The sequence below is a fragment of the Ideonella sp. genome (genome assembly GCF_041914305.1).
GTDB lineage: Bacteria > Pseudomonadota > Gammaproteobacteria > Burkholderiales > Burkholderiaceae_C > Ideonella.
Genome location: NZ_JAYSDQ010000004.1, coordinates 296,242 through 309,576 on the forward strand (window position 1 = coordinate 296,242; position 13,335 = coordinate 309,576).

The 13,335-nt window shown below is 70.6% G+C and carries 12 protein-coding genes; 2 read left to right on the plus strand and 10 right to left on the minus strand.

Annotated elements, in window-relative coordinates:
• Positions 1–5: 5 nt before the first annotated feature.
• From ACE3SG_RS07790 to ACE3SG_RS07815, 6 genes are all read right to left on the minus strand, one after another.
• Positions 6–533 carry an O-acetyl-ADP-ribose deacetylase gene (locus ACE3SG_RS07790; RefSeq protein WP_374563832.1) on the minus strand — a complete coding sequence of 176 codons (528 nt, stop codon included), beginning with the start codon at positions 531–533 and terminating at the stop codon, positions 6–8.
• Positions 534–566: 33 nt separating this feature from the next.
• Positions 567–1,166, minus strand: a complete 600-nt coding sequence (locus ACE3SG_RS07795; RefSeq protein WP_374563833.1) for a DUF4337 domain-containing protein — start codon at positions 1,164–1,166, stop codon at positions 567–569.
• Between the two features lie 85 nt (positions 1,167–1,251).
• The gene (locus tag ACE3SG_RS07800) at positions 1,252–2,226 is read right to left on the minus strand and encodes a hypothetical protein (RefSeq protein WP_374563835.1); all 975 of its coding nucleotides are present in this window, start codon (positions 2,224–2,226) and stop codon (positions 1,252–1,254) included.
• Positions 2,223–3,422, minus strand: a complete 1,200-nt coding sequence (locus ACE3SG_RS07805; RefSeq protein WP_374563837.1) for a hypothetical protein — start codon at positions 3,420–3,422, stop codon at positions 2,223–2,225. The genes ACE3SG_RS07800 and ACE3SG_RS07805 overlap by 4 nt, the downstream gene beginning before the upstream one ends.
• Positions 3,423–3,472: 50 nt before the next feature.
• Positions 3,473–5,089: an FAD-dependent oxidoreductase gene (locus ACE3SG_RS07810; RefSeq protein ID WP_374563839.1), complete on the minus strand. Its 1,617-nt coding sequence runs from the start codon at positions 5,087–5,089 to the stop codon at positions 3,473–3,475.
• Positions 5,086–6,669, minus strand: a complete 1,584-nt coding sequence (locus ACE3SG_RS07815; protein ID WP_374563841.1) for a polyamine aminopropyltransferase — start codon at positions 6,667–6,669, stop codon at positions 5,086–5,088. The genes ACE3SG_RS07810 and ACE3SG_RS07815 overlap by 4 nt, the downstream gene beginning before the upstream one ends.
• Before the next feature lie 28 nt (positions 6,670–6,697).
• Here ACE3SG_RS07815 and ACE3SG_RS07820 point away from each other — a divergent pair, with 28 nt between their 5' ends.
• Positions 6,698–7,693: a phytanoyl-CoA dioxygenase family protein gene (locus tag ACE3SG_RS07820; protein WP_374563843.1), complete on the plus strand. Its 996-nt coding sequence runs from the start codon at positions 6,698–6,700 to the stop codon at positions 7,691–7,693.
• Between the two features lie 22 nt (positions 7,694–7,715).
• Here ACE3SG_RS07820 and ACE3SG_RS07825 read toward each other — a convergent pair whose 3' ends face one another.
• The 3 genes from ACE3SG_RS07825 to ACE3SG_RS07835 all read right to left on the minus strand — a co-directional run bounded on the left by ACE3SG_RS07825 (position 7,716) and on the right by ACE3SG_RS07835 (position 10,975).
• Positions 7,716–7,937 carry a DUF350 domain-containing protein gene (locus ACE3SG_RS07825; protein WP_374563931.1) on the minus strand — a complete coding sequence of 74 codons (222 nt, stop codon included), beginning with the start codon at positions 7,935–7,937 and terminating at the stop codon, positions 7,716–7,718.
• Positions 7,938–8,103: 166 nt separating this feature from the next.
• On the minus strand, positions 8,104–9,657 hold the full coding sequence (locus tag ACE3SG_RS07830) for a DUF4178 domain-containing protein (RefSeq protein ID WP_374563845.1): 1,554 nt from the start codon (positions 9,655–9,657) through the stop codon (positions 8,104–8,106).
• Between the two features lie 268 nt (positions 9,658–9,925).
• Positions 9,926–10,975 carry an SPFH domain-containing protein gene (locus ACE3SG_RS07835; RefSeq protein WP_374563847.1) on the minus strand — a complete coding sequence of 350 codons (1,050 nt, stop codon included), beginning with the start codon at positions 10,973–10,975 and terminating at the stop codon, positions 9,926–9,928.
• Between the two features lie 92 nt (positions 10,976–11,067).
• On the opposite strand from ACE3SG_RS07835, the gene ACE3SG_RS07840 reads away from it, so the two are divergent.
• Entirely contained in the window at positions 11,068–12,318 is a 1,251-nt protein-coding gene (locus ACE3SG_RS07840; protein WP_374563849.1) for an FAD-dependent monooxygenase, read from the plus strand.
• Between the two features lie 66 nt (positions 12,319–12,384).
• Here the strand turns inward: ACE3SG_RS07840 and ACE3SG_RS07845 are convergent, their stop codons facing one another.
• The gene (locus tag ACE3SG_RS07845) at positions 12,385–13,335 is read right to left on the minus strand and encodes a hypothetical protein (RefSeq protein ID WP_374563851.1); all 951 of its coding nucleotides are present in this window, start codon (positions 13,333–13,335) and stop codon (positions 12,385–12,387) included.

The window sequence follows — 13,335 nt, forward strand, 5'->3', positions numbered from 1 at the left end:
GGTTGTCAGGTCGCGCCGCCGTCTGCCAGCACGCGCTGGTAGACCATCAGGTCGGCTTCGGAGAAGCAGCAGAACAGCACCTCGTCGATGCCGGCCAATGCCGGCTCGGCCAGGCTGCTGCGCACGGTGGCCGTGGCCACGCGGGCGGCCGGCTCCAGCGGGTAGCCGTAGATGCCGGTGCTGATGCAGGGGAAGGCGATGCTGCGCGCGCCCTTCGCCGCAGCCTGCTGCAGCGCGTGGCGATAACAGGCCGCGAGCAGGTCGGGCTCGCCTTGCAGGCCGCCGCGCCAGACCGGCCCGACGGTGTGCACGATCCAGCGTGCCCGCAGCCGGAAGCCCGGCGTCAGCTTGGCCTCCCCGGTCTTGCAGCCGCCCAACAGCCGGCAGGCGGCGAGCAACTCGGGCCCGGCGGCGCGGTGGATTGCGCCATCGACGCCGCCGCCGCCGAGCAGCGAGCTGTTGGCGGCGTTGACGATCGCGTCGGTGTCGAGCTGGGTGATGTCGGCGCGCAAGGCGCTCAGGCGGGCAGGCATGGCGTCAGTATCCCGCCGCCGGCCCGGTCCGGGTCAGGACAACAACCGCACCAGCGCCTCGGGGTGCAGCGCCCAGCCGGTCAGCCCAGCCAGGCCCATCAGCACGCCGAAGCCGGTCGGCACCAGCGCGACGAAGTACAGCGCCCACAGCTGCGTCAAGGCCGTGACCGCCAGCATCGCGATCGCGATCGCCAGCAGCGCGTCGCACAGGTCGAACTGGTCGTCGCGGTAGTTCAGCGCGTCGTAGTGGCGCTGGTCGTCCTCGGCCTGATTCTTCAGCTCATCCTTCTTGCGCGCCTGGTCGGCCCCAAGCTGCCGGTAGCGCTCGATCGCCTGGTCATAGGCGGCGGCCTGCGACGCACCGGCCACCGCCGGGCGGGCCAGCTCGAGCTGCACCGCGGTGGCTTCGGCCACCTCTTGCCGCAGGTTGCGCGCCTGGTAAAACGACCAGTGGTCGAGCTTGTCGGCCTGGGCTTGCTGCATCGCCTGGACGATGTTGTCGTCCTTGACCTTGCAAATGCCCATGAACGTGGCCAGCACGGCCACGGTGATCGCGACGGTGGCGTTCAAGCGGCTGCTGCGTTCGACAGCGTCGACCGCCTGTTCGACCAGGTCTTTGGGGTCGGTGTCCATCGGTGGAGAGGGGGTCTACGGGATGGCGCGCATGCTAGCGGGCCTGTGTTGCTGAAGTTTCAGCGCGGCGGTCACCTGCCGGAACTCACCACCGAATCACCGTGATGCCAGTGTCGTCGGCAATCGCACAGCGGCGGTTGGCGGCGTCCAGAGCCACCGGGGGCGGAATTTCGTTGCTCAGCAGGATGCTGCTCGTTTGCCGGCCGCTGCGGACGTCTGGCCAACTGCGGACCACGATGCCTGTCTTCAGTTCAATCAGGCGAGGATGGTCGTGCAGGGCGAGGACATGATCGTCGACGGCGAGGATTGTGCCGAGGCAGCCGACCGAACTGACGATCGTGGTGTCTGCTGGCCGTAAGGGTTCGATGATGCGCAGTTCCCCGGGCTTGGTGGGAGTGTCCTCGTCATCGATATCGCCCATCAGCCATATGGCGACGCGACCATCCGCCAGAAAGGTGGCCGAGCTACTGTCGGCCCATGCCTTCAGGTCGATGCCGCAGCCATCCAGCTGCCGGGGATCGGCCAGTGCAGCTTCGAGGTCATAGATCTGCACTTGGTCTATCGGATGCCACACCCAGCCTGCGCTGATGAGGAATCGACCGTCGGTGGAGACTGACAGCCGCGAATGAAAGAAGTCACCCGGCGTGCGTTGAACAGCATTGGTCAACACTTGGCCGGTTGCCAAGTCCTCGATCTCCAGCCGGCAGTAGTCATTCGGGCAATGCACCAGCACCTCCCGTCCCGAAGGAAGTCGGCCCAGAGCGATCGGGTACTCGTAGACCTCGGCGTGGTAATAGCTGCGATTGATTTCGCGCAGGATACGGCCGCCCTTCAGAACCAACCCCTTGGTTCCGAGGCGGGTGTAGATCACCGCGTAGCCGCTTTCCGGCAGCGTGAGTGCTGAATCGAACGCGAAGCCCCATCGGACGTAGCTCTCGATCGTGGAGCCATCGAGAAGATGGCGCCTGCCACCATCCACCCAATCGACCAGGTCGCCGTCTTCCCAGGCCAGGGATCGCACCCGGGACGCAGACAAACGCAAGGCGGATGCGGCTTTCATGTGGACGTCATCTGATGATCGAAGGCAGTGGCTGGACGAGGCTGCCCAGACGCCATCCGTGGCGACCAGGCGTCGCTGGGCGCGCGCTCCAGCAGCGCACACACCAGCGCACCGAGGTCGATGTCCATCGTGTAGCGCGCGGCCTCGGCGCCCGCGTCGCTGCGCTCGGCGCGGACCACGAAGTCGGAGAACGCCGCCCAGTCCTTGCCCAGTTGCTCGACGATGATGCGCGCCAGGTCGTAGGACAGCTTGTTGCCATCGTCTGGCCGGCGAAACGATTCACCGCTCCAGAACTGCTGGATCTCGGCCTCGCCCCAGAAGCCCTGGTGCAGGCGGTGCATCTGCTGCGGTGTGTGTTCGGACCGCTGCATGCCCGTCAAGCGGTGCTCGGTGTTCACGGCGATGCCTTCGTCGAGCCACAGCGGCAGCTTCAGGTGCGATAGCGCGGCGTGCGTCAGCTCGTGCACGATCACCGGCTCGATGCGCGACAGGTCGGCGCGGCAGGTCACGAAGTGTGGGCAGCCGGCGTCGATGAACATGCCGCCGCTGAAGGCCGATTCGCCTTCGCTCGCGTCGTACGCCGCGGTGTAGGGGTAGTAGTCGGCCTCGTCGTCGAAGACGACCAGGATGCTCTTGTGGCCGGTGCGAGGCGCGGCCAAAGGGCCCAGCACTTTGGCGATGCGGTGGCTGCTGCGAGCGACGAAGTCCGAGGTGGCCTTGGCCATGCCGGGGTCCAGTGTCGACAGCACGAAGGCGTCGTCGGTCTCGTGCAGGGTCGCGTAGGGCCCGAGCGCGTCGCGCAGATGCATCAGCCAGGCGCGCTGGCATTCGACCCGGGCGCGCTCGCGCTGCGCCTCGTCGCTGAACCCTGCCAGCCAATCCCCCACGACACCCCAGTCGAAGACCGGCCAGCCATTCGCGTCGCGCAGGCAGGTGTCCAGCGCCAACGCGCTGTGCCCGGCAGGCGCGACCGTGGCGGGCGCCGGCTCGGCCGGCGGCGGTGGCGGCATCTCGGAATCGATCAGCGGGGCGCGGTTTCGCAGGTGGCTGCGGACCATCAGCACGCCCATCAGCGGCACCAGCCAGATGGCCGCCACGAGCAGGCCCTTGTGATCCAGCGTCGGGCCGGCGTCCAGAACGCGCTGCGTCATCCAGATGTTGAGTCCGACCAGCACCAGCAGGAAGACGACAAACACGATCGAGATGCCCGAAGAAGAAATCGAAGAGCCGGAATTGTCGATGGCGTCTACGACGCGGCGCCGATGCCGAGCGTGAACGCCTCCTCGAACACCGAGTAGGCCGACAGGTCGGCATGCGCGAAGCGCAGCCGGCCGGTGGTTTGTCGCAGCGCGGCGAGCGCGGGGTCGCCGCGCGCGCCGGGCACCGGGATGCGCATGCCGTGGCCGTAGCGCATCAGGTCGGCCTGGCTCACGCGGCGTGGCAGGTCGGGGTGCAGTGTGTGGGCCAGGTCGCCGATCACGCGCTGGGCCCAGGTGCTGGCGCTGTCGTTCAGCAGTGCGCTGCGCTGGCTTTCGGGCAGTGCGTGGTAGACGGTCAACACGGTTGCCTCGCGCACCGGGTTGAGCGACTGGTGGCCGGCGTCGACATAACCCAGCGCCGTGGTGGACCCGGCCGCCGCGTATGCCAGGTTGTCCCAGCTGGGCGGTGCGCCGGGCCGGTCGAGCAGCGGGCTGTCCAGCTGCAGGTTGCTGACCAGCCACGGGGCATAACGGGCGTGTGATGCGGCTTCGGTCAGCGCCGGTGGCGGGTTGGCCAGCACCCGCGCGGCGATGAACAGCGGCAGCGCGACGATGGCGCGCGGCGCGGCCCAGGCTTCGGCCTGCCGCGTGGCCTCGTTCCAGACCAGCACGTTGACCTCGTGCCGGCCCTGTTCGACCCGCAGCACGGTGCGGCCGGTGTGGATGCGCTCGGCGTGGGGCGCGGCCAGCCGGCGCATCAGCCAGGCGTTGCCCTCGGGCCAGGTGAACAGGCCGCCGTCGATCGCCGGCTCGTCGTCGCCCGGCGCGCGAAAACCGTGCCGGCTGGCGAAGTAGTGGATGCCGGCCCAGGCCGAGACGGTGCCAAGGCCGGCGCCGTAGTCGTCGCGGCAGGCGTAGTCCAGGTAGGCCAGCAGCCGCGCGTCGTGCAGGCCCTCGGCCTGCAGCCAGGCGGCAAAAGTCTGCGCTTCGAGCGCGGCGTGGCCAGGGGTCCACGGCGCGCGCTGGGTCGGCAGCGCGAAGCCGAGCTCGCGTTGCAGCGCGGTGACGCGGGCGCCAAAGCGGCGGTACTGCGCGAGGGTGTCGGGGCGACCTTCGGCGCTGGCCAGCAGGCCGTCCTGCCAGGCGCCGTCGATGAACAGGCGCTCTTGCGGGCTGTGGCACAGGTGCCGCTCGTCAGGCACGCTGACACGGCGCAGCGGGTCCAGCCGCAGCAGGCCGATCTCGTGCAGCCAGTCGCTGACCTCGTGCGCGTCGGGCCCGGGCACCGGCAGGTAGTGCGCGCCGAGCGGGCAGCCGAAGGGGCCCATCGTGTGACCGCGGCTGTTGCCGCCGGCGTCGTCTTCCAGCTCCAGCAGCTGGGCATCGGCCACGCCGCTGTTGACCAGCGCGCGCAGCGCCGACAACCCGGCGATGCCGCCGCCCAGCACCAGGGCGCCGGCGCGGTGCTGGCTGCCCGGCGCGGGCAGGCTGCCGGACTTGGCCGTCAGGTCGCGCAGATGGTGGCCACGCTCATGGCCGGCGCCGACCCAGCGCGCCGGGATGTCGGCCAGCGCGCGCTCCCGGCCGCAGCCCACCAGCCAGGCGGCGGGTGCCGCGCCGGCGGCCCGCAGCACCGCGCGGCGGCGAGGGCCGCGGGGCGTCACAGGTGCACCTTGCCCCATTCTTCTTCGAAGGTGTGCACCAGCACCTGGTTCGACAGGCGGTTCGGCTCGGCCGGCACGCGCGCCATGTCGGGCGGAAAGTCCAGCAGCGCGTCCAGCCCCGGCAGCGTCAGGAAGCGCAGGCCGGCCGGCAGCGCGGCGGGCCGGTGCCAGGGCCGGCGGCTGGCGATGATGAAGCCCCACTCGCCGAAGCTGGGCACATGGGCGTGGTACGGCGTGGCCTGCAGGCCCACCGCTTCGACGGTCGCGGCCACGGTCCAGAAGCTCTTGCGGGCGATCAGCGGCGAGGTGGTCTGGATCACCGCGTAGCCGCCGGCCGCCAGGTGCTGGTCGACCAGCGCGTAGAAGCTGGTGGTGTAGAGCTTGCCGATCGCGAAGTTGCTGGGGTCGGGGAAGTCGATGATGACGACGTCGAACATCTCGTCGGGGTGCTGCTCGAGCCAGCCGAACGCATCGGCGTTGACGATCTTCAGCTTGGGGTTGGTCAGCGACCGCTGGTTCAGCGCGGTCAGCAGCGGCTGCTGGCTGAACAGCGTGGTCATGCGCGGGTCCAGCTCGACCAGCGTCAGCTGCTCGACGCTCGGGTACTTCAGCGCCTCGCGTGCGGCCATGCCGTCGCCGCCGCCCAGCACCAGCACACGCTTGGGCGCACCGTGCGCGGCCATCGCCGGGTGCACCAAGGCCTCGTGGTAACGGTACTCGTCTTTCGAATGGAACTGCAGGTTGCCGTTGAGGAACAGCCGCACGCCGCCCGAGCCACGGCTGACGACGATGCGCTGGTAGGCACTGGTCTCGCGGAACAGCACCGCCTCGCCGTAGAAGCGCTCCTCGGCCCAGGTCGTCAACCGCTCGGACTGGCCGAACGCGCCGGCCAGCACCAGCACCACTGCCGCGCAAGCGAACACGTGGCTGCGAAACCGCGGCAGCTCGCTGCGGAACATCCACAGCGCCCACGCCGCCACCGCGGCGTTCAGCAGGCCGAAGAACAGGCCCGTGCGCACCAGGCCCAGGTGCGGCACCAGCAGCAGCGGGAACGCCACCGCCACGACCAGCGCGCCGAGGTAGTCGAAGGTCAGCACCTGCGCGACCAAGTCCTTCAGCCCGTAGTGCTGGCTGAACTGGCGCTTCAGGATCCGCATCACCAGCGGGATCTCCAGCCCGACCAGCGTGCCGACCAGCCCGACGCCGCCATACATCAGGACGCGGAACGGGCCCATGCTGGCCGCCGGCAGGCTGGCGTGCGCGGCGAACAGCGCCGCCGGCATCAGGCCACCGGCCAGGCCGACCAGCAGCTCGATGCGCAAAAACTGCGCCACCAGCTGGCGCTCGATGAAGCGTGACAACCACGAGCCCAGCCCCATCGCCGCGAGGTAGCAGCCGATGACGGTGGAAAACTGCAGCACCGAGTCGCCCAGCAGGTAGCTGGCCAGCGCGCCGGCCGCCAGCTCGTAGACCAGCCCGCAGGCGGCGATGACGAAGACCGAGGCCAGCAGCAGCGCTTCGGCCGGCGCAACCCGCGCCGGCCGAAGCGGCGGGGGCGATTCAATCGAGGGGGTTGGCATGCAGCGGTTCGAGGGTTAGCGTTGGTGCATGGCGCAGCGGCTCAGCCACCCTTCCGCGGCGGGTCATCCGTGGGCCCGGCTGAGCGGTGCGCTGCACCGCTGGCGGTTGCAGCACGCCCACGCCCAGGTCGCGCAGCGCCGCGCCCAGCTGGCGCATTGGCTGGACGGTGTCGACGCGGCGACCTTCGAGCGCAACGGCTTCCTGGTCAAGCGCCATGTGCTGCCCGATGCGCAGTTCGAGGCCCTGTGCCAGCAGGTGCTGCACCAGCGCGCGCCGGCCCACGAGATGCTGCAGGGCGACACCGTGACGCGCCACATCGCCGTCGGGCCGGCCTTGTTGCAGGCGGCCCCCGCGCTGGCGGCGCTGTTGCAGGGGCGCTTGTGGAGCGGTCTGACGCGTTATGTCGCCGCGGCCGACCACGCGCCCGAGACCTTCGTGCAGACGCTGGTCACCCACACCCGGCCGATGGCGCGCGACCCGCAGACCTGGTTGCATGCCGACAGCCACCGGCCGCTGATGAAGGCCTGGTTCTTCCTGAACGACGTTGGCGACGACGAGGCCCCGTTGTGTTACGTGCCCGGCTCGCACCGCCTGACGCCGGCGCGGCTGGACTGGGAATCGCAGCACGCCGAAGAGGCGGCCGAGCGGGGCCGGCCGCCGGCGCCCCATGGGCTGTACCGGGTCGACAAGCACGAGCTGGGTTCGATGGGCCTGGGCCACCCGGCCCGGCTGGTGGTGCCGGCCAACACCTTGATCGTGGCCGACACCTTCGGCTTTCACAAACGCGCGCAGGCCAAGCGGCCGACGATGCGGGTCGAGCTGTGGGCCGGCGGCCACCGCCACCAGGGCGCGCCGGCCGGGCCGCTGGGCCACTGGGTGCAGCGCCTGGGCGGCCATCTCAACAACGGCCAGCACCACCATGCCGACCCGTGGCATGCCCGTGGCCCGACGCCGCCCGGCGTGCTGCCGCACTGGCGGCCGCAGGACGCGGCCTGCGACGACGCGCGCCACGGCGCTTACTGATCGCGAGACCGGCAACGCGGCGTCAGCCGTGGATCGCCGCGGCCACGATCAGGCCGATCGCGATCGCGGTCGAGCCGACGACGATCGCCAGCGCGACGTTCTTCTTCTCGCAAATCTCGCCCCACAGGTCATAGGGCGTGATCTTGTCGACGATGACAAAGCAGATCCAGAAGATCGCCACGCCCAGCAGCGCGAACAGCAACGAGCCGAAAAACACCTCGGGCTTCAGCCACTCGATTCCCATCATGTTGATTCCTTTACTTCACGCATGTGAATGACGTCTGCCGCGAGCCTCCCGATCAGGCGCGCGCAGCGCCGCCGCCCACCCAGCGGCGTGCGCGGATCCGGCTCTGCCGGTCCGCTGCGCGAGCCCCCTCGGGGGGCAGGCCCCGGAAGGGGCCGTGGGGGCCTCATTTATGCCCCCCGCCACCACTGGAAAAGCCACCGAACGAGCCGCCCCCGGTGCGGAAGCCACCGGACGAGCGCTGGTTGCGCAGGCATTGCTGGTATTCGGCACTGGCCTCGCCGAAGGTGGACTTCGTCTCGTCGCAGTCGTCGCTGCCGCAGCGCGACATCAGCACCACGACGACGATGACGACGATCAGGATGATCACGCCCTGGCTGAGGCCGCTGCCGCCGCTGGTCGACTTGGTCAGGCCCGACAGCGGGCTGCTGTCGCGCGACAGCGCGGCGCGGTCTGCCGGGCCGATGCGAAAGGCCGTGGCCACCGCCGACGCGTCGATCGCCTGGCCCAGCGACCACACCACCTCGGTCGGCCAGCGGCCTTCGGCGTCGGGTTGGCCTGCCGCCTGCGAGGTTTCTTCGCGCGACATCTTGGCGCCGCGCGGGCCGTCGTAGTCGGTGACGTCGGCCTCTTCGTCGCGCCGCACGCGCCAGTAGAACTCGCCTTGCACCCAGGTGACCTTGGCGCGGTAGCGGTAGCGTTGCTTGAAGTACTGGTCGTTCCAGTTGGCGCCGCGCGCGCTCACCTGCGGCACGCCGGTCATCGGCTTGACCCAGCTCCAGCCGTCTTCGGCGTCGACGAGGAAGGCGAAGCCGGCCGTGCGGTTGTACAGCAGGTACTCGCGCCAGAAGGTCTGCTCTTCCTCGTCGTCGCCGGGGCTGGGCAGGTCGCAGCGCTCCATGTAGCCGACGACCTGCCAGTCGAGCGGCTCTCCATCACCCAACGCCAGCTTGGCGGTGCGGCCGAGCGGGATCTGCGGCGCCAGCCCGCCGGGGCCCGAGTTGTTCTGCGCGTAGTAGGTCAGGTCGACGCCCACCGCGCCGGCGGTCGTCGACAGATCGACCACCGCCCGGCACTGCGGGCAGCTCATCGACTGGGTGGTCGACAAGGTCGGCGCCAGCGACGCACCGCAGCTCGGGCACGGCACCGTGCGGCCCTGCAGCGTCTTCTCGCTCGTTTCGCGCAGGCCACTCAGGGACAGCGCCGACAAGGCCACCGACTGGCCCACCGACCAGCTCGGCGCGGTCGGGTGGGTGTAGTCCAGCGTGCCCACCTCGCCCGCGGTGTTGCGCAGGTCGACGACGGTGAACTCGCCTTGCAGCAGCGGCGGCCGCGGCAGCTCGCCCTCGGCCGCCAGCAGCTTGGCCTGCACCACCGACGCCACGCTCCACGCATCGGCGCCGATCAGCCGGCGCTGGCCGGCGTGCAGCTCTTGCGGGGTCGGCAGGTCGGGCGGTGCGGCCAGGTCGAAGGCCAGCACATAGGCGCCGTTGTCTTCGCTCAGCCAGCCCGATCGCGGCGCGCCATCGGCACCGGCGGCATCGAACAGCACATGCCATTCGTTCCAGGTGCCGTCGGCGTAGGCATATTGCAGCCGCCCGACGACCGTGAACGGCACGCCCTGGTGCTTGCCGCGCACGCCCAGCTGCAGCGGCGAGTGGTCGTCGAAGAGCTCGGCCGAGACGCCGATGCGGCGTAGCGTGTCGCCGTCGCGCAGCACCGTCGAGCGGCAGAAGCTGCAGACCGCGCTGGCCGACGCCGCCGAGGCGAACTCGACCGGCGCGCCGCAGCCCGGGCACGCGGCACGCCACGCTCTTTGCGCACGTGGCGGAGGGCCAGAAGGTGGTGGTTCAGTGGCCAAGGATCAGACGAAAGTTTCGGGCACGAGGCCACCCATCCAGTGGCGTGCGCGGATCCGGCTTCGCCGGTCCGCTGCGCGAGCCCCCTCGGGGGGCAGCCCGCCGGAGCGGGCGTGGGGGCTCCAATTCCTAGACCAGTTTCTTGAGCAACTCGGCCTTCTTGGTATTGAACTCGTCCTCGGTCAGGATGCCTTTGCCCTTCAGGTCGGCGAGCTTCTCGATCGTGGCCATCACCTCGTCGGGGCGGATCGCCGCCGGCGCTGCGGCCGCGCTCGGCGGCGGCATCTGCGCCGCGCCGGCGTTCAGGCCCTGGCCGATCTGGTTGGCCAGCATCTGGCCCATCGCCATGCCGGCGCCCAGGCCCATCGCGTCGCCGGCGATGCCGCCGCCGCCCTGGCCCACGCCTTGGGCCATCGTCGGCAGCGCCTGCGCGGCCTGGTACTGCATGAACTGGCCCATGTTGTTGCCGACCATGCCCATGCCGATCTTCTGGTCGAGGATCTTCTGCAGCTCTTCGGGCAGCGACACGCTTTGCAGCGTCACGCCTTCGAGCTTCAGGCCGAGCGCCGCGAACGATGGCTCGGTGGCCTCTTTCAGCTGCTTGGCGAACTCGATCTGGTTCGCCGCCAGGTCGAGGAACGGGATGCCGCTGGCGGCGACCGCGTCGCTGATGTGCTGCAGCATCAGGCCACGCAGCTGGCCGTCGAGGTCTTCGACGGTGTAGCGGTCGCGCGTGCCCGAGATCTCGGTGTGGAACAGCTTCGGGTCGGCCACGCGGTAGGCGTAGTTGCCGAAGGCGCGCAGGCGCACGGCGCCGAAGTCCTTGTCGCGGATGGTCACCGGCTGCGGCGTGCCCCAGCGCTGGTCGATCTGCTGGCGCGTGCTGAAGAAGTAGACGTCGCTCTTGAACGGGCTCTGGAACAGCTTGTCCCAGTTCTTCAGGTAGGTCAGCACCGGCAGCGTCTGCGTCGTCAGCTTGTACATGCCGGGGCCGAACACGTCGGCCACGCGGCCTTCGTTGACGAACACCGCCATCTGGCTTTCACGCACCGTCAGCGAGCCGCCATACTGGATTTCGTTGCCGGCCATCGGGTAGCGCCAAGCCAGCGTGCCGTCGCCGCTCTCGGTCCATTCCAGGATGTCGATGAACTGTTTCTTGATGAAATCCATCAGGCCCATGGCGCTGTTCCCCCAATTGCAATGGCACGCCGGCCACTTGCCGGTGTGCGGCGAATAATACGCGCCACCTTGTGGGAAACCAGGGCCCCGACATGACGAACGAATCCGCCCCCCCCGATCACCTTGATCGCAGCCTGCCGGCGACCGCCCCGGTGCGGCTGGCCATCGTCGGCGCCGGCCCGGTCGGGCTGACGCTGGCGCTGTTCGCCGCGCGGCTGTGGCCGGCCGCCGAGGTCACGCTGTTCGACGCCCGGCCCGCCGGGCACGACGTGTCGGGCGACCCGCGCACACTGGCGCTGAGCCTGGGCAGCGTGCAGCTGCTGCAGCGGCTCGATGTCTGGCCGGCCGAGCAGGCGCAGCCGATCACCCGGGTGCATGTGTCGCAGGCGCCGCCCACGCTGACCGGCGTGCCGATCAAGCCCGAGCTGACGATCAACGCGCTCGACGAGGGCGTGCCGCAGCTGGGCGCGGTGCTGCGCTACGGCCAGGTCGTCGCGCCGCTGCAGCGGGCCTGGGAGGCCGAGTGCGCGGCGGCGCCGGCGCGCTGCCACTTTCGCCTCGGCACGCCGGTGTCGGCGCTGAAGCCGCTGCCGGACAAACGGGTCGAGCTCGATGCCGGCATCGCCGAGGTTTTTGATCTGGTGGTGGTGGCCGAAGGCGGTGTCTTCGCCGACCAGGCGCGCAAGGGCCTGACCCACGACTACGCGCAGACGGCCTGGGTCGGCAATGTGCAGCTGGACAACAGTGCCGCGCCCGGCCTGGCCTTCGAGCGCTTCACCCGCCACGGCCCGGTGGCGCTACTGCCGCTCAAGGCCGAGCCCGGCGACGCACCGACACGCCGGCGCGCGGCGCTGGTGTGGTGCGTGCCGCGTGACGACGACCCGGTCGCGCCGCTGAACGATCACCAGCGCCTGACGGTGCTGGCCACGCTGCTGCCCGAGGCGGCCGGCGTGCTGCGCGAGGTCGGGCCGCTGAAGTCGTTCGCACTCGGCCTGAACGCCGAGCGCACGCTGGTCGACGGCCGCCAGGTGCGCATCGGCAACGCCGCACAGACGCTGCACCCGGTCGCCGGCCAGGGCCTGAACCTGGGCCTGCGCGATGCCTTCACGCTGGTGCAGACATTGCGCGATGCGACGAACCTGGACAGCGCGCTGCGCCGCGTCGAGTGGTCACGCGCCCCCGACCGCTGGAGCATGATCGCGGCGACCGATTTCCTCGCCCGCAGCTTCACCTGGCAACTGCCCGGCCTGGCCGCGGCGCGGGGCCTGGGCATCGCGGCGCTGCAGGCGCTGCCTCCGGTGAAATCGGCACTGGCGCGGCAGATGATGTTCGGGCGGCGCTGAGGCCACCCGGCCCGCCATCGGCAGGAGGCTGCGCCCGCCGGCGCGTGGGGTCGCCGGTGACGACGATCAGCGATCCACGGCCGCGGTGAAGTCACTCAGCGGCAGGCGCAGGCCGCGCGGCCGGGCCTGGCCCCGGCCCAGGTCGACCGACAACGCCACTGCATCGGTGGTGTGCTGCAGCGACACGGCCTCGGTCGGCACCACCGGGCACCCCTTGGCGGCGCTGCGGCCCGGCAGGCACAAGGCGTCGGGCGAGGTGATCGGGTGGGCCTGCACGAGCGCTGCGGCCGGCGTGACGAGCAGCACCTGGGCCGCGCTGCCCTGCCCGTCGACGACGGCGAAGCGGGTGCTGTCGGCCGACCAGACCAGCGGCGACAGCCGGTGGTGCGCCTGGGCCGCGCCGACCCCCGTGTTGGGCCGCGGGCCGCTGGCCGTGTCGGCCGGCAGTGCCGCCCAGCCCACGTCACGCAGGGCCGAGCCGGTGGCGGCGAGGGTGGGCCGGTTGGCCTGCGCCGACTCGGCCGTGCGGTAGACGCGGTACTGGCTCTCTTCGCCCTGCACGCCGTGCGACGGGTAGAAGCGCTCGAACGCGACCAGGCTGCCGTCGGGCGAGATCGACGGCGCATAGGCCCAGAACTGGTCGGCCAGCTCGGCCCGGCGCCAGTCGACCACCAGCACCATGCTGGCCAGGGCGCTGTTCATCCAGCCGGTGACGATCAGGCGCTCGCCATGGCGCCGCAGCGCGGTGACTTGCTGCAGCTCTTCGGGCAGGGCCAGCGCATGGGCCGGGCCGCCGGCGGGCTGCAGGTCGAGCACGAGGGCGTCGCCGTCGCGCCGCGTGGCGGCACGCAGCTCGCTGTCGGCCAGCTGCAGCGGCGCAGCCTGCGCCGGCTGGAAGAGCCCGGCCGCGACACGCAGCGTGCCGTGCGCGGCGTGGGCCGGGGCTGTCGCCAGGCCGGCGGCAAAGGCGGTGGCCAGGGTCAGCGAGAGCCCGGCGCGGAGGTGGGTACGCAGCAT